Origin of the sequence: Sphingorhabdus lutea (assembly GCF_001889025.1) — a bacterium.
Lineage (GTDB): Bacteria > Pseudomonadota > Alphaproteobacteria > Sphingomonadales > Sphingomonadaceae > Sphingorhabdus_B > Sphingorhabdus_B lutea.
Genome location: NZ_CP018154.1, coordinates 188,057 through 205,539, shown reverse-complemented (window position 1 = coordinate 205,539; position 17,483 = coordinate 188,057). Strand labels below are relative to the sequence as shown.

The window sequence follows — 17,483 nt, the reverse complement described above, 5'->3', positions numbered from 1 at the left end:
AATTTATACAGATAAACGCCGCCTATTTGGCACACCCCTATATAAATTAAATATCACGTAATAAATTGCTGACTTCCTCGACCGGGGCATCGGGTTTTTGCAATTCTTCCACCGCCTGCATTGGCCCGCGCATAATCCGGTAAATATATTCGCGTATCATCTCGCCGCGTTCTTGGCCGGCCTGTCTATCGGGATGATAGGTTTCAATGTCTTGGCGGCTAATTTGCCCCTTTTCTTCCAATAAACGCTCCACCGTGTCCAATCGTTGCCGCATGACCGAAACCTCGCCCACCAATGCCATTAAAATGGAATAAATGCGGTCATCTTCGGGTTGGTCAAAATATTCAGGGCGCTTTCCCTTTGCCTTTGCATTGGCGCGTGCCATCCAATCAATTTGGTCATTCATGCTCATATTCATTCTTTCCATGCGCCATAGGCGTGCCAAAATGCGGCGCGGCCATGATCTTCATTTTCGCCCGTGGGGGCTTCGGGAAAAATATCGGTATCAACCACGGCGCGGACACCGGTGGTAAATAATTTATCGCGTGCAAAGCCCACTTTTACCATTTCATCCTTTAAATCCAATGCATGCATGGCCGACCAAAATGGTTCATTATTGTTAAACGCATCCCAATCGCGGATAAATTGCTCATATAGGGGCATGTCATCACTATATTGCGGTTGTTCCAAATGGAACATTAACCCTTTATCGGCCAGCACGCGATATCCCTCCGCCAAGATGCGGGGCAATGCCTTGCCGCTGGTTTCATGCAGGAACATGGTGGTTTGCACCCAATCAAAATATCCATCATCAAATTGGGATAAATTTTCTGCATTTGCCTGAATAAATGTAATATTATGTGCGCCCAGCGACCTTGCCCGCGCATGGGCATATCGCAATGATGGCGCGGCGGTATCAATGGCGATAATTTCGCTATCGGGAAAGGCAAGGGCAAGGGGCACAATATTATGCCCCACAGTGCAGCCAATGTCCAAAATGCGGCGCGGCGTCCACTCCGGTCTTTCTTTCTGTATCCATTTGGCAAGGGCCATGCCGCCGCCATCGGATAAAGCGCCAAGCCCGCCCGCCGTGGTGGCAAAAATACCGCAATCATAATTTGCGCCCGCCGATATATCGCCGCTTCGTTCCTCCCCATGATAACTGCCCGGCATGCAATGAATATCGACGGCGGATTGATAGCGCGGAATTTCAATGTCGGCGTTTAATATTAAACTGGCCTTGCCTTCATTTAATTTACGCGCCTTTGCATCCAATTCGTCCAATTGGCGCAGCACCATGGAGCGACCATTTTGTTGCCGCATCTCCATCGAATTGCGCTTTGACGCGGACCATAGTTGATGCAGCGGGTCCTTGTTCATCGCATGGCGAATTTCGAACCTGTCCTTTGGGGGGCGTCCATGTTGTTTTTCAAAAGCGGGCAGGACCTGTTTATCATAGGCAAGTTTATTGCCCGCGCCCAATTCAGCGGATAGAAATTTGTTAAAATTGGCCAGAAAATCAAAACGCGCCGCCTCATCATGGTTGGGAATGGGGGAAACGCCATGCAGTGATACAGCGCGATATGGCGGGGCGACATCAATTTTTGCGTCTTTATTATTGCTCATCATATCCTCCTATTCTTTCATAATTTTCAGTAAATTTTGTATCGCTTGTTCTTGCTTAGTCATAAAATATTCTCTGTCTGGAATATTGTCTTTGACATGCATCAAACCATTTGAAGGCCGAATTTCAATGTCGCGGTAAATGTCGGCGAATAAGCCATTTGCCTGCCGCGAAAGGGCATTTGTCATGGCGGGGCGGGCACGGGCGGCGCGAAGGGCGGTTATATCCACCTCGCCAAATGCGGTAAATGTTTCCCCGTTATTGGATTCGGCCTGCACCTTGCCCTTATAATCCACAAATTGGCTGTTCCCGTCTGCGCTTGCCAAGGGCATGGCGGTTTTATCCACCCCTGCGGTATTTGCGCTGATGATATAGGACATATTTTCAAAGGCGCGGGCGCGGCGGGCAATTGCCTTTGGCGTGGTTAAAGGTGAGCCAATTTCGCTGGATGAATGACAAAATATTTCTGCCCCACGCATCGCCAATGCGCGGGCAATTTCGGGATATAATATTTCTTCCGATGCAATGGTGGCCAAATTGCCAATTCCGGTTTTGGCCACGGGAAAAACGCCGTCCATGCCATAAATATCAACATATTTATCCCACACATCATGCGGCGTGGGCGCAAAAATGGAAATAAGGCGGCGGTATCGATGGATTAAATCACCCGATGGGGAAATGATGAAACTGGCCTGAAAATAAAGGTCGGGAAAATTGGGGTCAATTTCATATGCATTGCCCGATAAATATATACCTAAATTTTGCGCCACTTTGCCCAGCGCGTCATATTCCGCCCCCTGCATGTCAAATCCCGCCTTTGCCGCAAAGTCGGGGATGGATATTTTGCCTGGATAGCTGGTGAATAAATATTCCGGCAACACCGCCAATTTAACCGGCAGGCCGCAATATTGCGTGATGAACATCGCCGATGACGCAATTTTGGGTTGTAGGGCATCTATCATCGCCAAAATTTGCTGTTGCGCGGCTTTTTTATCCGCGCATTTTTCCACCGACATAGCGGTTAATTGCATGGCCATTGCTGCATAGGGGGCGGGATATTGCGGTATATTATTTTCCATCATTTAATCCTAAAGATCCGGGGTTCATTTTGCCATGCGAATCAACATGCTGTTTTATTGATTGTAATAAAGCGAGGGCAGGCGCGTCCAATGATTTAACATAGGGATAGGCACGGCCAATTTGAAAATGTGATGCGCCATGGGCCGCAAAAATGTCAATTATTGCTTGCTTATATTTTTTGACGATATTCCAAATTTCATCATCATGTGGCCATGTCGGCAATTTGGAAAGATGGTCGCTTTCCACCGTTTTTTCTATTAAAGGGTTACGTTCATCCGGCCAATATAGGCATGGTTCAATCACGACGCCCGCGCCATTTATGCCGCCAACCGCCGCAATTAATGTGCCATAATATATACCAAATTTTTCCATTTCTGCGCTGTTCTGGCTAAAAAATTCCTCAATGGCATCATAACATGGCTTGGCCCTGCTATGGGGCAATAATCCATGAATGGGCAACCATCTTTCCCCTTGCGGGCCAAGGATTGAATTTAACGGGCCAAATGGGTTGGCACGGATGATTTTGGGGATGCTATTTTCCACCTCCGCCCCGCCATATTTTTGGGCAATGGCGCGCGCGGCGGCAATGTCGGCATCCGCCGCCGCCTGTATTCGCCCCTCGGCCAAGACATGCATGGAAAATTGTGCGTCTTTTAAGAAATTGCGCCCCGCCGCAATGACCTTTGCGCCTTCTTTTAATGCGCCAAAAATGGATTTTTGCGCCTTCATCATACCCGCCAGCGCCTTTACATCGCTGCTTAAACTATCGCGCTGCATCCTTATGGCGTTTAACCGTGGATCAAATCCAAAACATTCGGTGGAAATATCCGCGCGGATAATATCCGACATGGCGGCAAGAAATTGATGATGATGGTCAAAGGTGAAACTGGCAAAACCATGTGCCTTTGCCTCCTTTATTAAACGCAGCGTAATGGCCGCCTTTATCGCCAAAGCGCCCGTATCGGCCAAAAATATTCCGGTTAAATCCGGTCCATAGGGGCGGGCTTTTCCATTGCCCGTTTGCAAAATATCGCCATTGGCCAGCACCACTTGCATGGAGATACAGCTGTTTACCGCGCTGCCATATCGGCCTGTGCCCCAAAAAATGGCATTTTGACTCATCCCGCCGCCGATGCTTGCTTTTAACCCTGATAATGTTCCCCAAAATGGCGTGCGTAGGCCAAGCGGCTTTAACGCTTCATATAATATTGCCCATGTGCATCCCGCCTCCACCGTGACGGTCATATCCTCTTCATCAATTTCCAAAATGCGGTCCATTTGGGACAAATCAACCATGACCGCGCCATCTGCCTTTGGCGTATATCCGCCAGTATAGCTCATCCCCCCGCCGCGCGGGACAATATATGCGCCTTCATTATGCGCGGCCTTTACCGCCTTTGCCAATTCATCAATATTTTTGGGGGTGATAATGGCCGCCAATTCCCCGCCGCAATCGCAAATATCATGGGCAAAAAATTGCAAGGATGCGGCGTCATTTTTTACCTCGACCCCGCTATCATATAGGGCGTTTGACAGGCTGTTTCTTATGTTTGTGGTCATATTATGGCCTATCTTCATTTGACTTAATTTCATCCAAATCGGGATATTTGCCCAATAATAATAAACAAAATCCGCCAAGGATGAAGGCGCATAAAGCGGGCAAATATATGGGATTATAACTGCCCATATTGTCGCGCACGCTGGCATAAATAATTGGTGAAATGGCGGAAAATAGGCCAAATGGCATATATAACATACCGTAAATTTTGCCATAATGCGCCATGCCAAAATATCGCCCTGCCAAATATGCGATTAAATCCGCCTCTGCCCCTGCGGCAAAGCCCAATAAAAAACCGGCAAATGCAACCATGGTAAAATCAAGATTGCTGCCCATGAAGATATAGGATGAAATGGCGGGCAAACATAATAGGGGGAAGGCGACAAAACCCTGCCAAAATCTATCCAGCATCAAACCGGTGATGATACGGCCCGATAATATGCCCATGCCCAAAATGCCCATGACGCTGGATGCGGTTTGCGGTGTAAAGCCCTTATCCCCCATCATGCTGGGCAGGTTGATAAAAAAACCACCAAATGCCGATGCGATAAGGGCAATGGAAACCCAAATCAGCCAGAACCGATAATCGCGTAATGCAATATTTAGGGTGACGCCCGTCAATTCCCCGCTTTGTGACATAATGGCGGACGGGCGTTCTTCGGCCCGTGGTTCACGAAATAAGAAATAGGCGGTGGGTAAAGCGATAAGCAGGGGTAATAAGGCAATGCCGAAAAACATCGCCCTCCATCCATGATGGGCAATAATCCACACGGTTAATTTGGGTACAATAATCGCCGCCAAACTTGTCCCCAATAATAATAGGCCAAGGGCAAACCCGCGATTTTTGTAAAACCATAAATTTATGGCCCTGCTCCAGCTTATCGGGGTTGATCCCATGCCGACAAGGCCGATAACCACCCAAAATCCATAATAAATATATAGGGTGGAGATATTGTTGCTTGTGGGAGTAAGGGATAGCGCCGCAAAGGATAATCCAAAAGCAAATAAAGACCAGAGCGCCACCGGACGCACGCCATATTTGTCCGCCATCCATCCGAAAATAGGGGCAAGCAAAGATGCCAATATCCCAAAAATGGTAATGGGGAGTAAAATTTGGGTTCTGCTCCACCCAAATTCCGCGATTAACGGGTCAATGGTAAAACCAATAACATTAAACGGAATGGGGGATGCGCCGCATGCTACCCCCAATATGCCCGCCAATAATATCGGCCAGCCGCCCTTAAACTCGCTAAATTTTTCTTGCTTAAAGGCTGCTGCCATATTTTCCTCCCTCTTTCCCCAAAAAATTAGGCAATATTATTTGCCTGCTGCTTCTTTTTTCTTGGCCCTGTCCGCATCAATCATTTTTTTAAATACTGTCCATGTGGTTTCATTGGGACGTGGGTCGTCCCCTGGAGGAGGGGAAGTATATTCAGGATAATTTAATTTAATCTCATCCTTTAACACGGAGGGTAGTTCGTCAAAATTTTTCAATTTTGCGCCCATGGCGTTAAATACCATTTGCCCCTGACGCCCGCGCATTTTCATCCATGGCATCCAATCGGAAATACGCACCCAGCTGATGGAGGGATAGGCGGTTTTTGATTTGGGGTCCAAAATTTCTGACGCCCGCATGGTGAAATCAAAAATTTCCATTGCATGATATTTATTGCCGACAAAATCCTGATAATCACCGGCAAGGACATTATGGTAAAATAAGGGTACTTCAACCGGCATGAATAACCAATCCCCTTGTTGCCGCAATTCGGGCAAGGAATAATCGCTGCCATCGGCATTTTTGGGATAGGATGGTCGGCTGTTCACCGGATCATTGGCGATTTGCATCACCTCTACATTTTCTCCGGTAAAGGGATTGTCCCAACGGCGCAGAACCTTCCCCGTTTTTGGATCAAGATATAGCATCACCTCGCGGCTTACCTGACGATAACCAACGCCGCGAACGGGGTCTTCAACCCGCACGCATTGGCGGATATTCATCCCCTCGCCCTTAAATAATAAACGGTCCGGTTCACCCGCAATGCGCGAATAAACATTGCCCGCCCAATGGTACACCGCCGGCACACCGTCTGCTTCTCCACATTGGGTGCGTTTCATAATTTCCAACGCATCTGCGCCATTTGCAGGGTCAAGCATTTTACCCTTTGCCATAGCATCCGGCGCAGAAAAAAACGCGCCGCCAAGGATAAGAGCGCCCAAAATGGCCGCGCCATATAATTTTTTCATCTTCCTATTTTTCATACTCACTCTCCATCCAACTATGGTTCAAATTATCATCTAAAAAATCAAAAATTGCACAAAATTGAAACATCGTCTTGCATCAAATTTTTCTTTATACTAGATTTGTCCGGACAAATTGTTAAGAGTAATTTCAAATTAAGGCAAATTTAAATTTTATGATCGCATTTACAAACTTTCTATTCGTGCCCGCAAACCGGCCCGAACGCTTTGAAAAGGCGTTAAATTCTGGCACGGATTTAATCTGTATTGATTTAGAAGATTCGGTGCCAGCGGCTGAAAAGGAGACGGCGCGGCATGGATGTTTGGCGGCGATAAAGACGTTGAATCGCGATAAAGTAGCAATTAGAATCAATTCCATTCGGACAAAATTTGGTCTTTTAGACTTAATCGCGTTGGAAGAAGCGGCGCATTTGCCATCACAAATATTCATCCCCATGGTGGAATCGGTGGAGGATGTGGCCATTGCTTACTCTATATTGGGCAATAAAATAAATGGCATTGTCCCGTTAATTGAAACGGTAAAGGGATTATCCAATGCGGCGGAAATTGCCGCCCATCCCGCCGTTACAACGGTGATGTTCGGCGGGGGCGATTTTTCCAGTGAATTGGGCGTGAAATTGGAATGGCAGCCATTATTATATGCGCGAAGCCAGCTTATCCTTGCATGTGCGGGGGCACGGAAAAGATGTGTCGATGTGCCCTATATTGATGTGCAAAATAATGATGGCCTGCGGTCGGAAACGACATTGGCAAAGCAGCTTGGCTTTCATGCAAAGGCCGCCATTCATCCCAAACAAATTTCGGCAATTTGTGAAATTATGAAGCCGAGTGAGGAAGAAACTGCCCATGCTAAATTGGCACTTGCTGCATTTGAGGCGGCAGGCCGTGCGCCCATATTATTTCAGGGGCAAATGTTGGAAGCGCCAGTGATAAAATTTTACGAAAACCTTATCCGCTCGGCGGGTGGATAGATTTAGAATTAAGGAAAAGGAATTTTTATGCGTGATGGAGTTATAGAGGTTGCCCCCGGGCGGTTCAGGGAAAATTATGGACGATATTATGAGGAGTTTGAGGTTGGCCATATTTATGAACATCGACCCGGACGCACGATAAGCGAGGCAGATAATACATGGTTCACATTATTGACCATGAACACGCATCCGGCGCATTTTGATCATGAATTTGCAAGTAAAACCGAATTTGGAAAGCCGATTGTCGCATCGCCCTTAACCGTCGCGATTTTGGTAGGGATGAGTGTTTCGGATGTCAGTCAAAAAGCATTGGCCAATTTGGGTTGGAAAGAAATTAAAATGACCAAACCCGTCTTTCATGGCGATACATTATATGCCGAGACCGAGGTTATCGAAAAACGCGAATCTGCCAAACGCCTACAGCAGGGAATTGTGACCATTAAAACCATTGGCAAAAATCAGCATGGGGAGATTGTGTGCGAATTTTTACGCACAATGTTAATTTGGAAACGCGGATTTGGTCCATCAGAATCATAAAATAATGCGGCAAGACAAAATAAATAAAGGAACACGCCCATGACAGATGCGAATAATATGATAAGAGAGGCCATTGATCCCGAAGAGGAAGCCGCCTTTTTGGATGCCATTCAAAAATGGATTGATAAAGAGGTTAAGCCCGTGGTCCAAAAATATGACCATGATGATGTTTGGCCCGCCGAAATTGTGCAGCAAATGACCGAAATGGGATTATTTGGCGCAACCATTGGCACGCAATATGGCGGTTTGGGTTTGCCCGCCGTGACATATGCCAAAATTGTTGCGCTGATTTCATCCTATTGGATGGCGATAACGGGCATATTTAATTCGCATTTGATTATGGCATGTGCAGTTGAACGTTTCGGCACAGAGGCGCAGCGCCATTTATGGCTGCCCAAATTTGCCAGTGGAGAGATTAGGGGCGGGCTTGCCCTTACCGAACCAAATGCGGGCACAGATTTGCAATCAATCCGCACAACCGCAGTACGTGACGGCAATGAATATGTCATCAATGGCAGCAAGACATGGATTTCCAATGGCATAAATGGCAGTTGCTTTGCCCTGTTGGTGAAAACCGATGCCAAGGCAGACCCCAGATATAAGGGGATGAGTTTGATGATTGCGCCCAAGGGGGACGGATTCACCACGGGCAAGAAATTCAAAAAATTGGGCTATAACGCCATTGATAGCACCGAATTAATGTTCGAAAATTACCGGATACCGGTGGATAATTTAATTGGCGGTATAGAGGGGCAAGGATTCTTTCAGGCCACGGGCGGGTTGGAGCTTGGCCGGATAAATGTGGCGGCGCGTGGTGTCGGCCTATCCGAGGGGGCGTTACGTCTAGCCACCGAATATGCACAGCTGCGTGAAAGCATGGGCAAACCAATATGCGAGCATCAGGCGATACAGCTTAAAATTGGTGAGATGGTGACCCGCGCCCGTGCGGCCCGATTGCTGACCTTTGACGCGGCAGAGGTTTATGACAGGGGCGAGCGGTGCGATTTACAGGCGGGCATGGCGAAATATTTTGCATCCGAAGCCGCCGTGGCAAACAGCCAAGAGGCAATGCGGGTTTTTGGCGGTTATAGCTATTCCAAGGAATATGATATTGAACGCCTATATCGCGATTCCATGTTAATGTGCATTGGTGAGGGGACAAATGAAATGCAAAGGATTATTATTTCCAAACAATGGGTGAAGCAGAATCCAGCATGACAGGCACATCATCATCGGTGCGCCAACCGTTAAAAGGCATTCGCGTCCTGTCCGCCGAACAATATGGCGCAGGGCCATATGGCACAATGTTTTTGGCGCAATTGGGCGCGGATGTCATTAAAATTGAACCACCCAAAATGGGCGATACCGCGCGTCATGTAGGACCACATTGGTTGCGGGAAAAAGAAAGCCTATATTTTCAAAGTTTCAATTTGAACAAGCGTTCACTGACATTAGATTTGACCCAAGAAAAGGGCAAAGAAATATTGCATAAATTGGTTAAAACTTCCCATGTCATGGCCAATAATATGCGCGGTGATGTGCCCGCCAAAATTGGCATTGATTATGCCGCATTAAAGGAAGTGAACCCTCAAATAATTTGTGCCCATATTTCCGCCTATGGCCGGGATAATGAACGGGCAAAATGGCCAGGATATGATTATTTAATGCAGGCAGAGGCAGGTTTTTGCTCCCTAACCGGTGAACCCGATGGCCCGCCAACGCGATTTGGGCTGTCCATGGTTGATTTTATGAGCGGGACACAAATGGCGGTTGGTCTGCTTGCCGCTTTATTGGATGCACAGAGAACGGGACAGGGATGCGATGTCGATGTGGATTTATTATCTGCGGCGATCCATCAATTAAGCTACCCCGCCATTTGGTATATGAATGAAGGCGATGTGACGGGCCGCGCGCCACGCGGTGCGCATCCATCCGCCACGCCCAGCCAGATGTTTAAGGCAGCCGATGGATGGATGTTTGTCATGGCGCAAATTCCCAAATTTTGGCCCATTTTGGCCGCGCGTATCGGGCATGAAGAATTGGTGAGCGACCCCCGATTTGACACCCCCGCCAATCGTTTGACAAACCGCACCATTTTAACCGAAATTTTGGATGAAATTTTTGGCAAACATCCGGTTAGATATTGGCAGGACAGGCTGGAGGGATTTGTCCCCATATCGCCCGTTTATAATTTGGATCAGGCATTGGACAATCCATGGTTGGATAAAATAAATATGCGTGATGAGGTGGCGCATCCGGACAATGCAAATGTTAAAATCTTGTCCAGTCCCATTAAAATAAATGGGCAGCGCCTGCCCAATAGAGCAGGGCCATTATTAGGCGCGGATAATGACGAAATATTGTCGGAAATGGGATATAATGGCGCGGATATAGCGGCTCTTAAATCTGATGGGGTTATTTAATGGGTAAATTATCGGGCATAAAGGTCATTGACCTGTCGGTATTTTTACCCGGCCCCATGATGACCATGATGATGGCGGATCAGGGCGCAGAGGTGATTAAAATTGAAAGCCCAACGGGCGACCCCGCGCGGGCGCAATTGCCCGATGAGGCAGGGCAGTCGGTGTGGTTTCGAAACCTGAACCGTGGTAAGAAAAGCCTATGCCTTGACCTCAAATCAGACGCAGGAAAACAAGCATTATGGGATTTAATTGCCGATGCGGATGTGTTTGTGGAGGGATTTCGCCCTGGTGTGATGAAACGGCTTGGCTTTGATTTTGATATGGTATCGGCAAAATTTCCGCATATTATATATTGCTCCATTTCTGCCTTTGGTCAGCATGGGCCAATGGCGCATCATCCCGCGCATGATATGGCGGTGCAGGCATTGGCCGGTTTTATGTCGGTGAATGATGGGCATGATGGCCATCCCGTTGTGCCCGGCGTGCCCAGCGCGGATATGGCGGCGGGTTTAACCGCTTTATCGGCGGTGTTAATGGCGATTATTGGCCGTGAAAAATCGGGCAAGGGCGATTTTATTGATTGTGCGATGTTTGACAGCATGTTGCCATGGTGCGCGCATATTGCAGGCGGCGCTATATCGGGCGGCGACGCCCCCATTTCGGCAAAACAACGTTCATTGGGCGGCGCGGCTTTTTATAATGTTTATCAAACATTGGATGAGAAATATATCGTCCTTGGCGGGCGGGAATTGGCCTTTGCCACCAATTTATTGACCGCGCTAAACCGTGATGATTTAATTCCTATGGCAATGGCAGAGGCGGGTGAGCAAGATGAGCTTATCAACTTTTTGCGCACCATTTTTGCCACCAAAACAAGGGCCGAGTGGGAGGCATGGTTTGCCGATAAGGATGTGGCCTTTGCCCCAGTGCTGAATTTTCGGGAGGCTTTGGATCAACCGATAATCGCGCAGCGTGGATTATTGGCGGTGCATGATGGGGCGCACCAAATCACCCCCGCCATCAGGTTTAAACATGAAAAATGGTTGCCCATTTCTGCACCGGAATTAAACGCAGATGGTTAAAATTTTAATCATATTATTTGCCCACATCAATATGCATGGAATAGGCAAAGCGTTCACCGGGATGGAAGCTGGCCGATATTTCAAAAATACCTTCATTTTGATCATAATAGCAGCGCAAAATACGCAGCACCGGATCGCCTTTTTCAATGCCAAGGTCGCTTGCTATTTCCTCGGTCGCGGAAATGGCCTGTATCGCCTGTGTAATTTGGGTGATTTTTATGCCGCCACGCATTTGCAACTGGCCAAAAATGGTCGCGCTTTGTGGATCAAAATCGGCCAATGCGCTTTCCAAATCGGGATGCACCCATGCCAATGTTACCGCAATGGGTCGGCGGCGTCCTTCCTTCAACCGAAGCCCGCGAAACATGTGCCATTTACCATCGGGAATTATGCCAATTTGCTCGGCAATATCGGTTGGCAAAATTTCCGCAGCTTTTGCCTCAAACAAAATGGAGGTATCACGCGCATATTGCAAAATCTCCCCCACATTGGAAAGCGGTTGGTGCAATGCGCCCGCACGGGCAGAGGCAGGTTGAATGATGGTGCCCGAACCGCGACGCCGCGAAATCAGCCCCTCATTGGAAAGGGTGCGCAAAGCCTCCCTAATCGTAAAGCGCGACACATCATATTTTTTGCACAATTCCGCCTCGGTAGGAAAGCCATTATCGCCGCCAAATTCGCCAAGCAAAACAGCAGAGCGCAAGCTGTCCGCCAACTCCAAATAACGTGGTTTTTTCTTCGTCAATTTTGGGGCAGCCCCAATAACAGCTTTTTTTGCCAAAATATCTCTCCATTTAAGAATGTTAACTTACTAGGCACGGGCCGATGACGCAAGAGAGCTTAACCGAGAAATTGGCCGCGCATTTAATCCGCCCCGTGGATAGGAATATGCGCGATGCGTTGCACAAACGTGCGCGGTTACATTTGCTTGATTGGATGGGATGTGTGGCGGGTGCGCGGCAAAGCAAGATTGCCAATATTGTTAAAATGGCCGAGTCAGACATTCTTACCCGCGCGGCAATGTTGGGCAATGTTCTGGAAATGGACGATATTCACCGCACATCCATATTGCACCCTGGCCCGGCGGTTTGGCCATCGGCCTTATCCGCTATCCGTGAAGTTAATGGCACGATGGAAATATTGTTAAATGGTGCGGCCGTGGGATATGAGGCGATGATCATCATTGGCGAGACATTGGATAGCCGCCATTATGAATTTTATCATAATAGCGCCACCGCCGGCGGATTTGGCGCGGCCGTGGCGGCGGGCCATATTTTTGGTTTTGATAAGGATAAATATGTATTCGCCATGGGAAATGCGGGGTCAATAGCGGGCGGTTTATGGCAAATGCGCCATGAAAATGTGATGACCAAACAAATGCATTTAACCCATGCCGCCCTTGCCGGATTATGGCAGGCACGATTGGCAAGACAGGGATTTACCGGCCCCAAATTTATCTTGGAAGGGCCACAGGGCCTATATGCCGCAACATGTGATAAACCAAAGCCGATGAAATATTTGGATGAATGGCGCATTTTTGATGTCAGTTTTAAACCATGGGGTGCGTGCCGACATGCACACCCCGCCATTGATGCCGCTATAAGATTAAAGGAAAGAAGAGGCGATTTACACGGTGAAATCGTTGTTGAAACATATAAAGATGCGGTGACATTTTGCGACCGGCAAAACCCGCAAAGCACGCAGGAGGCAAAATTTTCCATTCAACATGCATTGGCGGTGATTGCCGATAAGGGGGAGATTGAGCTTAATGATTTTGAACCGGATGCCATTTCAAAATATGCCGCTGCACGGGCGCGAATTACGGTGGAACAGGCCGATGATATTGAAGCGCGTTACCCGCAACATTATGGGGCGCGGGTGTCATGCGGCGGGGATGTTGTGGAAGTTATCGATGCCTTGGGCGATCCCGAATGCCCGATGAGCGAGGGGCAAATAATGGATAAGGCGCGTCAATTGATTTTATGGGGCGGGTTAAGCGAAAAAGATGCGGATGCCGCGATTAACCTGTGCCTAAATTCAAATGATGTGGGCGAAATTCAAAAATTATTGCAAGGCTGGCTTTCATGAAAAATATTAACCTCATATTGGATTTTGCCGCCACGCCGCATAAATTGCCCGATGATGTGCTCGGCCATTGCGAACATTTATTGGCCGATACTTTAGCCGTGGGCGCAGCGGGTGCATATTCGCCCGAGGCACAGGTATTGCTGCCCATTATCCGACAATGGGGCGCAAATGATGATGCGCGAATATTAAGCAGGGACGAAAAATTACCTGCAGCATCGGCGGCATTTTTTAATGGATTTGCGATACATTGCCTTGAATGGGATGCGGTGCATGAGGGTGCGGTGGTTCACGCCATGTCGGTGGTAAGCGCGGCATTGCTTGCCATGTCCGATAAAATGGGCGGTAGTGATAGGCAAGAATTTCTAACCGCCCTTGCCATTGGGGTGGATATTGCCAGTGGATTTGGCATGGCGGCAACCGGACCGATGAAATTTTTCCGCCCTGCCACGGCGGGTTTAATGGGCGCATCATTGGCATGTGCGCGATTGGCGGGGGCAAGCCGTGAAGAAATGGCCAATATTATCGGCCTTGCCTATAGCTTTATTGGCGGGACGATGCAGGCACATGTGGAGGCAAGTATCACCCTGCCGCTGCAAATTGCCAATGCGGCAAAATCGGCAATTATGGCCGTGGATTTGGGGTGCGGCGATATGAACGGGCCGCATGATATTTTGGATGGGCCATTTGGCTATGGCGCCCTTATCGAACCATTGGATCTGACCGAATATTGCACATATTTGGGCAAGATCTGGCGGATAGCAGAGGTGAGCGTAAAGCCATATCCATCGGGTCGGGCAAGCCATGGCGCATTGGGCGCATTGGCAAAATTATATGGCGATGGCGCGGTAAATTTGGGCAATGTTGCGGGGATGAAATTATATGCGCCGCCCTTAATCCACCGGCTTGTCGCGCGGCCATATATGGATGGGATGCGCGCATCCTATGCCCGATTATCCCTACCATTTTTGGCGGCAATGATGGTGCGCGATGGATATATTAACCCAGCCTATTTTGATGATGCGGGCATGGCGGATGACCGGTTGGCCGCATTGGCAAAAAATATATCTGTAATTTTGGATGATAATCAAGACGGCAATGCCCTTGGCCCGCAGCGGCTTCTCATCACATTAAAAGACGGCAGTGAGATTGCACAGATTATCCATGATAATTTGGGCAGCCCAAATGCCCCCATGTCGGCAAAGCAGGTGCAGGAAAAATATGATCTGTGCCGCGCCCTTTGCCCCGAAACAACATTAAAAATTTTTAACGAACCCCTAAATTATGCAACGGAGAAGAAATGAGTTTTCCATCCTATTTTGAAACATTTGATGCCAAGGCAATGTTGGAGCAATATCCCGTTGGTGACGAATTTGTGCGCCGTTATACCAATATGTCGCGTGATGAATTATATGCCATACAAAATAAGCAATTTTTAAAATTGATGCAGCGCGGGTGGCAAATTCCATTTTACCAACGGCTGTGGGGCGCAAAGGGGATAGAGGCCGGCGATATAAGCGGATTGCATGATATAAGCAAATTGCCCGTTTATGACAAAAGCGATTTAATGGCGTCGGTGCAGCAATTCCCCCCCTATGGCGATTTTGATGGTCGGGCAAAGGGGAATGACGCCGCGCCGGTAATTTTCCACACAACATCGGGCACAACGGGCCGCCCGCAACCATTGATGTTTGGGCCAAAAGGGCGTGAAATAACCAATTTATTGGTTGGCCGCATGTATCGCTGGATGGGGCTTGGCCGCGATGATGTGGTGCAATCCGTTTATGGTCATGGCATGATAAATGGCGGGCATTATATTCGCGAGTCCGTAACGCATTATACCAACAGCCTGTTTCTTTCCGCCGGAACGGGCATTGAAACGCGCAGCATGAATCAGGTAAATTTAATGGCCGATTTTGGCGTGACCTGCATGGTTGGTTTTGTCGATTATATCCGCAAATTGGCCGATGTGGCAGAGGCGGAAAAATTATTCGACCGGATAAAATTGAAAATGATTATCGGCCATTTGGGAACGGAGGACCGCGCCGCGACCGAGGCAGCATGGCATGGTGCAAAGGCATATGATTGGTATGGCGTGGGCGACACGGGCAGCATTGCGGGCGAAGGGCCGGATCGCAATGGTTTATATGTTTGGGAGGATGCTCAATTTTTGGAAATTTTGGACGTGGATAGCGGCGCGGCTGTATCTGCGGGACAAACCGGCGATATGGTTGTCACCTGTTTGTTTAAGGATGATATTGCCCCCTGTATCCGGTTTAACACCCATGATATTACCGAAGAACGCACCGATAACAATGATACCGGCATGGTGTTTAAGCGGATTAGCGGTTTTAAGGGGCGCAGTGATAATATGGTGAAATTGCGCGGCATTAATATTTTCCCGCACGCCATTGGGTCAATTATCGAAGGACGCAGCGATTTAACCGGTGAATATATTTGCCGCGTAACCCGCGATGCCGCCGGACGGGATGATATGCATGTCACATTGGAAAGCAAGGGCGGCAGCAATAAGGCACAGCTATCCGATTTATTACGCAAGGGATTGGGGATAGAGGTATCGGTAAATATGGTTGGCGCAGGTGAAACCGCCGCCGACACCCAAATTGACACCAGACAAAAGCCGATAAGATTGATTGATGAGCGCGGCCTATGATAAATTTTGACGCGATAAAGGATGTAAATAAGCTATTAAACGCCTTTAACGATTTTGATGCAGAGGCACAGGGAGGTGAGGGCGCTTTGGCGGGTCTGACCATTGGGGTAAAGGCAAATATTGCCGTTAAAAATATGCCATGGACCGCAGGATGTGAAGCATTTCGGGATAGAATAGCAGATAGGGATGCAGAGGCGGTGGCGCGGCTGCGCGGTGAAGGCGCGGCGATTATTGGCATGTTGAATATGGAGGAGGCGGCGCTGGGCGCGAAAACCGACAATCCATATTTTGGTGCAACCCAAAATCCGCATAAATTGGGATATAGCCCGGGCGGTTCATCGGGCGGCAGCGGCGCTGCCGTGGCGGCGGGTTTATGCGACATTGCATTGGGCAGCGACACAATGGGATCGGTGCGTATCCCATCGGCATATTGCGGCATTTATGGGTTCAAACCAGCACAAAGCAGCATCAGCCAAGATGGTTTGGAAATTGCACAGGCCGATTTTGATTGTATTGGCCCAATGGCGCGTAGTTTGAACCTGCTTGAAATGGCGGCGCGGATAATGTCCAATTTTGCTGAAAATGATGCCGCAGGCGGCGCGGTGGCAACATTGGTAGAAAGCGGGGTTGATTGCGAATTGGAAGTGATAGAGAATTTTCGCGATACATTGCGCCATGTTGATGGGCCAATTGCCACCGCGCATTTATCGCATCCTTTTTCACGGATAAGATTTGCCGGATTTATCAAAACATCGCGCGATATGGCGGCCCATTTGGCCCATGTGGACCAAGAAAAATTATCCGTCAATTTACGTAAATTGCTTTCCTATGGTCCAAAAAGGCGGGGGGAAGATTGGCAGGAAGATTTGGCAATTTTGCGCCAAACGGCCACAGAAATGCAGGAAATCGTGGCGAAACATGGCCATATTATTTTACCCACCGCGCCGCAGGGGGCATTCGCCCATGATGAAGCAGCCCCCGCCAATCAGGCCGATTTTACCTGTCTTGCCAATATTGCAAACCTGCCCGCCATTTCAATACCGATGGGGATGAATGATAAAAACATGCCGCTTGGCGTGCAGATTATTGGCACAAGGGGATGCGAGGCGGATTTATTCGCCATGGCGGCAAAATTGGATGAAAAATTATCGGCATATCGCCGCCCAAAAAATTATCTGAAATAAGGAGAG

Annotated in this window: 16 protein-coding genes; 9 read left to right on the top strand and 7 right to left on the bottom strand. The window is 48.4% G+C overall.

All coding sequences use genetic code 11. From position 1 onward, the window contains the following. Positions 1–46: 46 nt before the first annotated feature. The 6 genes from LPB140_RS01085 to LPB140_RS01060 are packed head-to-tail and all read right to left on the bottom strand — an operon-like array spanning position 47 to position 6,521. Positions 47–412, bottom strand: coding sequence for a hypothetical protein (locus LPB140_RS01085; protein ID WP_232223426.1), 366 nt, complete (start codon positions 410–412; stop codon positions 47–49). Between the two features lie 2 nt (positions 413–414). Next, positions 415–1,629, bottom strand: a complete 1,215-nt coding sequence (locus tag LPB140_RS01080) for a class I SAM-dependent methyltransferase (RefSeq protein WP_072558307.1) — start codon at positions 1,627–1,629, stop codon at positions 415–417. 6 nt (positions 1,630–1,635) lie between these two features. Next, the gene (locus LPB140_RS01075; protein WP_156874086.1) at positions 1,636–2,706 is read right to left on the bottom strand and encodes a nitrilase-related carbon-nitrogen hydrolase; all 1,071 of its coding nucleotides are present in this window, start codon (positions 2,704–2,706) and stop codon (positions 1,636–1,638) included. After that, positions 2,693–4,282, bottom strand: coding sequence for an FAD-binding oxidoreductase (locus LPB140_RS01070; protein WP_072558306.1), 1,590 nt, complete (start codon positions 4,280–4,282; stop codon positions 2,693–2,695). Before LPB140_RS01070 ends, LPB140_RS01075 begins: the two co-directional genes overlap by 14 nt. Further along, positions 4,266–5,543: an MFS transporter gene (locus LPB140_RS01065; RefSeq protein WP_072558305.1), complete on the bottom strand. Its 1,278-nt coding sequence runs from the start codon at positions 5,541–5,543 to the stop codon at positions 4,266–4,268. The genes LPB140_RS01070 and LPB140_RS01065 overlap by 17 nt, the downstream gene beginning before the upstream one ends. A 36-nt stretch (positions 5,544–5,579) precedes the next feature. Next, on the bottom strand, positions 5,580–6,521 hold the full coding sequence (locus tag LPB140_RS01060; protein WP_083549793.1) for a DUF1838 family protein: 942 nt from the start codon (positions 6,519–6,521) through the stop codon (positions 5,580–5,582). Positions 6,522–6,676: 155 nt separating this feature from the next. On the opposite strand from LPB140_RS01060, the gene LPB140_RS01055 reads away from it, so the two are divergent. The 5 genes from LPB140_RS01055 to LPB140_RS01035 are packed head-to-tail and all read left to right on the top strand — an operon-like array spanning position 6,677 to position 11,534. Beyond that, the gene (locus LPB140_RS01055; RefSeq protein WP_072558303.1) at positions 6,677–7,492 is read left to right on the top strand and encodes an HpcH/HpaI aldolase/citrate lyase family protein; all 816 of its coding nucleotides are present in this window, start codon (positions 6,677–6,679) and stop codon (positions 7,490–7,492) included. A gap of 27 nt (positions 7,493–7,519) precedes the next feature. Next, positions 7,520–8,029 (top strand): MaoC family dehydratase, encoded by a 510-nt coding sequence (locus LPB140_RS01050; RefSeq protein ID WP_072558302.1) that lies wholly within the window; start codon positions 7,520–7,522, stop codon positions 8,027–8,029. A gap of 39 nt (positions 8,030–8,068) precedes the next feature. Beyond that, the gene (locus LPB140_RS01045) at positions 8,069–9,247 is read left to right on the top strand and encodes an acyl-CoA dehydrogenase family protein (protein ID WP_072558301.1); all 1,179 of its coding nucleotides are present in this window, start codon (positions 8,069–8,071) and stop codon (positions 9,245–9,247) included. Then, positions 9,223–10,452, top strand: coding sequence for a CaiB/BaiF CoA transferase family protein (locus LPB140_RS01040; RefSeq protein ID WP_232223425.1), 1,230 nt, complete (start codon positions 9,223–9,225; stop codon positions 10,450–10,452). The genes LPB140_RS01045 and LPB140_RS01040 overlap by 25 nt, the downstream gene beginning before the upstream one ends. Further along, a complete protein-coding gene (locus tag LPB140_RS01035; RefSeq protein WP_072558300.1) occupies positions 10,452–11,534 on the top strand; it encodes a CaiB/BaiF CoA transferase family protein in 1,083 nt (360 codons plus the stop codon). The genes LPB140_RS01040 and LPB140_RS01035 overlap by 1 nt, the downstream gene beginning before the upstream one ends. 13 nt (positions 11,535–11,547) lie before the next feature. On the opposite strand, the gene LPB140_RS01030 is transcribed toward LPB140_RS01035, so the two are convergent. Beyond that, positions 11,548–12,279 (bottom strand): GntR family transcriptional regulator, encoded by a 732-nt coding sequence (locus LPB140_RS01030; protein ID WP_232223424.1) that lies wholly within the window; start codon positions 12,277–12,279, stop codon positions 11,548–11,550. Positions 12,280–12,359: 80 nt separating this feature from the next. Here LPB140_RS01030 and LPB140_RS01025 point away from each other — a divergent pair, with 80 nt between their 5' ends. The 4 genes from LPB140_RS01025 to LPB140_RS01010 are packed head-to-tail and all read left to right on the top strand — an operon-like array spanning position 12,360 to position 17,477. After that, the gene (locus tag LPB140_RS01025) at positions 12,360–13,622 is read left to right on the top strand and encodes an MmgE/PrpD family protein (RefSeq protein WP_072558299.1); all 1,263 of its coding nucleotides are present in this window, start codon (positions 12,360–12,362) and stop codon (positions 13,620–13,622) included. Continuing rightward, positions 13,619–14,923, top strand: coding sequence for an MmgE/PrpD family protein (locus LPB140_RS01020; RefSeq protein WP_072558298.1), 1,305 nt, complete (start codon positions 13,619–13,621; stop codon positions 14,921–14,923). Before LPB140_RS01025 ends, LPB140_RS01020 begins: the two co-directional genes overlap by 4 nt. Next, positions 14,920–16,293: a phenylacetate--CoA ligase family protein gene (locus tag LPB140_RS01015; RefSeq protein ID WP_072558297.1), complete on the top strand. Its 1,374-nt coding sequence runs from the start codon at positions 14,920–14,922 to the stop codon at positions 16,291–16,293. The genes LPB140_RS01020 and LPB140_RS01015 overlap by 4 nt, the downstream gene beginning before the upstream one ends. Then, positions 16,290–17,477, top strand: a complete 1,188-nt coding sequence (locus LPB140_RS01010) for an amidase (protein WP_072558296.1) — start codon at positions 16,290–16,292, stop codon at positions 17,475–17,477. The genes LPB140_RS01015 and LPB140_RS01010 overlap by 4 nt, the downstream gene beginning before the upstream one ends. Positions 17,478–17,483 lie beyond the last annotated feature (6 nt).